Annotated in this window: 1 protein-coding gene and 2 pseudogenes; 2 read left to right on the plus strand and 1 reads right to left on the minus strand. The window is 72.1% G+C overall.

The window, feature by feature from the left end:
- Window positions 1–269: 269 nt before the first annotated feature.
- Window positions 270–692 (plus strand): annotated as a pseudogene (locus tag AC1MIR_RS26410) (transglycosylase domain-containing protein); the annotation flags it as partial.
- Between the two features lie 350 nt (window positions 693–1,042).
- On the opposite strand, the pseudogene pnp reads toward AC1MIR_RS26410, so the two are convergent.
- Window positions 1,043–3,181 (minus strand): annotated as a pseudogene (gene pnp / locus AC1MIR_RS26415) (polyribonucleotide nucleotidyltransferase); the annotation flags it as partial.
- 405 nt (window positions 3,182–3,586) lie between these two features.
- Between pnp and AC1MIR_RS26420 the strand changes: the two are divergent.
- Window positions 3,587–4,333 (plus strand): P-type ATPase actuator domain-containing protein (locus AC1MIR_RS26420; protein WP_480031157.1); only part of this gene is annotated, 747 nt, incomplete at its 3' end.

The following is a 4,333-nucleotide window of genomic DNA, read 5'->3' on the forward strand; positions in this document are numbered from 1 at the left end:
CCCCCCGCCGCCCCCCCCCCCTGGGCCGCCCCCCGCCGCGCGCGCCCCGGCGCGCCGCGCCGCGGCGGGGCGGGGGCGGGCGCTGGCTGCGCTGGATCATCCTGCTTTCCGTCTGGGGCGGTGTCGCGCTCGGCGCGCTGCTGCTCGTGCTCACCTGGGATCTGCCGCGCAGCGACATCGCGCTGTCCGCCACGCGCCGGCCGGGCGTGACGCTGGAGGCCGCGGATGGGCGCGTCATCGCCACCTCGGGCGATGTGCATGGCGAGATCGTGCGGCTGCGCGACCTGCCGCCGCATCTTCCGGCCGCGATCATCGCCATCGAGGACCGCCGCTTCCGGTCGCATTTCGGCATCGACCCCATCGGCCTGGCGCGCGCCGCCTGGGCGAACTGGTCGAGCGGGCGCGTGGTGCAGGGCGGCTCCACCCTGACGCAGCAGCTGGCGAAGAACCTGTTCCTGACGCCGGAGCGCAGCCTGTGGCGCAAGGCGCAGGAAGCGGTGCTGGCGCTCTGGCTGGAATGGAAGTTCAGCAAGGACGAGCTGCTCGAGATCTATCTGAACCGCGTCTATCTCGGTGGCGGCGCCTATGGCGTGGATGCTGCGGCGCGGCTTTATTTCGGCGTGCCGGCGACGCGGGTGAGCCTCTGGCAGTCCGCGGTGCTGGCAGGGCTGCCGCAGGCCCCCTCCCGCCTCAATCCCCGCGTCGCGCCCGATGCCGCCGCCGGCCGCGCCGCGGAGGTGCTGGAGGCGATGGCGCAGACCGGCTTCCTCACCCCCGGGCAGGCGGCGCTCGCGGTCGAGCATATCCGAATCCCGCAGCGCCCCGTGCGCCAGGGCGGCTGGTTCGCCGACTGGGTGATGGACGACCTGGCGGAGCGCTTCCCCGGCAATGCCGACCTCGTGCTGCGCACCACGCTCGACCCGCGCATCCAGGCGGTCGTGGAGCAGCGGCTGGAGGCGCTGCTGAGCGGCCCCGGCGCGCGCGCCCAGGGGGGGCCGGGGGGCGGGGGGGGGGGGGGGGGCGCCCCCCCGCGCCCGGGCGGCGGGGGGGGGGGGGGGCGCCGGGCGCCGACCTGCTCGGTGATGTCGGCGCCGGTCTGCTGGTCCACCACGCGCATGGACAGCTTCACCTTGCCGCGGTCATCGAAGCCGATGACCTTCACCTTCACCGCGTCGCCTTCCTTCACGACATCGGTGGTCTTCTGCACGCGCTCATTCGCCAGCTCGCTGATATGCACGAGCCCGTCCTTGGCGCCCAGGAAGTTGACGAAGGCGCCGAACTCGGCGGTCTTCACCACCTTGCCGGTGTAGATCTTGTTGATCTCCGGCTCGGCCACGATGCCCTGGATCCAGTCGATCGCCTTCTGCGCGGCTTCCGTGCTGGTCGCGGCCACCTTGATCGTGCCGTCGTCGTCGATGTCGATCTTCGTGCCGGTCTGCTCGACGATCTCGCGGATCACCTTGCCGCCCGATCCGATGACGTCGCGGATCTTGTCCTTGTTGATGTTGATCACGGTGATCCGCGGCGCGGTCGCGGCCACGTCGCCGCGCGCCCCGCTGATCCCCTTCGCCATCTCGCCCAGGATGTGCAGGCGGCCGTCGCGCGCCTGGCCGAGGGCGATCTTCATGATCTCGAAGGTGATGGAGGTGATCTTGATGTCCATCTGCAGCGAGGTCACGCCGCCCTCGGTGCCGGCCACCTTGAAGTCCATGTCGCCGAGATGGTCCTCGTCGCCGAGGATGTCGGACAGGACCGCGAAGCCCTTGTCCTCCTTGATGCGGCCCATCGCGATGCCCGCCACGGGCCGCTTCAGCGGCGCGCCGGCATCCATCAGCGCCAGCGACGTGCCGCAGACCGTCGCCATGGAGGAGGAGCCGTTGCTCTCCGTGATCTCGCTGACCACGCGCAGCGTGTAGGGGAACTTGTCCTTCTCCGGCAGCACCGGCCGGATGGCGCGCCAGGCGAGCTTGCCATGGCCGATCTCGCGACGGCCGGGCGAGCCCATGCGCCCCGTCTCGTTCACGGAGAAGGGCGGGAAGTTGTAGTGCAGCATGAAGTGCTCGCGGTACTCGCCGGTGAGCGCGTCGATGATCTGCTCGTCCTGGCCGGTTCCGAGGGTGGCCACGCAGAAGGCCTGCGTCTCGCCGCGGGTGAACAGGGCGGAGCCATGCGCGCGCGGCAGCACGCCGACCTCGGCCGTGATCGGGCGCACGGTCTTCGTGTCGCGGCCGTCGATGCGCAGGCCGGTGTCGAGGATGTTGTTGCGGACGACGTCCGCCTCCAGCTCCTTCAACAGGCCCTTCGCCGCGCCAGCGTCCAGGCCCTCGGCCTCGAGCTGCGCGACCACCTGCTTCTTCACCGCGCCCACCGCGTTCTGGCGGGCCAGCTTCTCGACGATCTTGTAGGCCTCGGCCATCGGCGCGCGGCCGATCTCCGCGATGCGGGCCTTCAGCGTCTTCTCCGCCTCGTTCTCCTCGGGCAGCGCCCAGGGTTCCTTCGCGGCGACCTCGGCCAGCTCGATGATGCCCTGGATCACGGACTGGAAGCTCTTGTGGCCGAACTCGAGCGCGCCGAGCATGACCTCCTCCGACAGCTCCTGCGCCTCGGATTCCACCATCAGCACGCCCTCGGCGGTGCCGGCGACGACGAGGTCGAGCTGGCTCTGCTTGCGCTGCGCGAGCGTCGGGTTCAGCACGTACTGCCCGTCCACGTAGCCCACGCGCGCCGCGCCGATCGGCCCGAAGAACGGAATGCCCGAGAGCGTCAGCGCCGCCGAGCAGCCGACCATCGCGACGATGTCGGGGTCGTTCTCCAGGTCATGCGACAGCACGGTCGCGATCACCTGCACCTCGTTGCGGAAGCCGTCCGGGAACAGCGGTCGGATCGGCCGGTCGATCAGGCGCGAGATCAGCGTCTCGGACTCGGAGGGCCGGCCCTCGCGCTTGAAGAAGCCGCCGGGGATCTTGCCCGCGGCGAAGGCCTTCTCCTGGTAGTTCACGGTCAGCGGGAAGAAATCCTGGCCGGGCTTCACGCCGCGGTTGCCCACCGCCGTGCAGAGCACGATGGTGTCGCCGAGGCGGGCCATCACCGCGCCATCCGCCTGGCGCGCGACCTTGCCGGTCTCCAGGACGAGCAATTGGCCGCCCCAGGAGATTTCCTTCCGAAAATACTTGTCGAACATGCGTCGTCCTTCTCGGCCCGGCACCCTTGCCGCGGCCATGACATGCGGCCGCACGCGCGACAGGGCGCGCGCACGGCCAGGAAACGACGACAGGGACTTTCGCGAGACTCTGCGCAACCGCTGGTGCGGCGGCCCGGTGTGGCAGCGGCGTCTCGGGCGGCATGGAAGGGGGCTCCGGAGGACCGGATGAAACCGCCCATGTGGCCGGAAACGCCGCCATCGTCCCGGAGGCTTGGCGGCAATCTCGTGCAATCCGCTGCCATCGCAGCGCGGGCCGGGCCCCGCCTTGGGGACCGACCGCGGGCGCTATCTAGGGCCTCCACCGGGGAAAGGCCAGGGAAAAACACGCAGCCGGGTTGATCCAGGGCATTTCGGGCCGGTTCGGACGGCGCCAGATTGCCCGCCATGCGTCGCTACATGCTGCTCGGCTGGGTTCTGCTCTGCCTTCTCCTCGGCCTGGCCCTGCATCTCGGCGGCTGGCAGCGCGAGGCCGCCTGGGCCTGGTCCATCGGCGCGCTGCCCGTGGCGGCGCATGTCGGCTGGGGGCTGCTCCGCTCCCTGCTCGGCGGGCGGATCGGGGTGGATGCGGTGGCGCTCGCCGCCATCCTCGCGGCCGTGGCGCTGGGCGAGGCCGCCGCCGCTGTCGTCATCGGCCTGATGGTCGCCGGCGGCGAGGCGCTGGAGGCCTGGGCCGAGGGCCGCGCCACCGGCGCGCTGACCGAGCTCATGGCCCGCGCCCCCCGCCGCGCCGCGCGGGTCGAGGACGGCTCGGTGCAGGAGATCGGCGTGGACGCGATCCGCCCCGGCGACCGGCTGCTGGTCCGCCCCGGCGAGACCGGGCCCGCCGACGGCACGCTGGAGGATGCCGAGGCCTCGCTCGACGAGAGCGCGCTGACCGGGGAGCCGCTGCCGGTGCGCTGCGCCGCCGGCGCCGCGCTGCGCAGCGGCGCGGTCAATGCCGGCCCCGCCTTCCGCCTGCGCGCCAGCCACGAGGCCGGCGCCAGCACCTATGCCGCGATCGTCCGCCTGGCCGAGCAGGGGGCGGCGGAGCGCGCGCCGATGGCCCGCCTCGCGGATCGCTGGGCGCTCGGCTTCGTCGCCTTCACGGCCGTGCACTCGCTCGGCGCCAGGGCCGTCACGGGCGCTGACGGG

The sequence above is a fragment of the Falsiroseomonas sp. RANM36 genome (assembly GCF_056682175.1).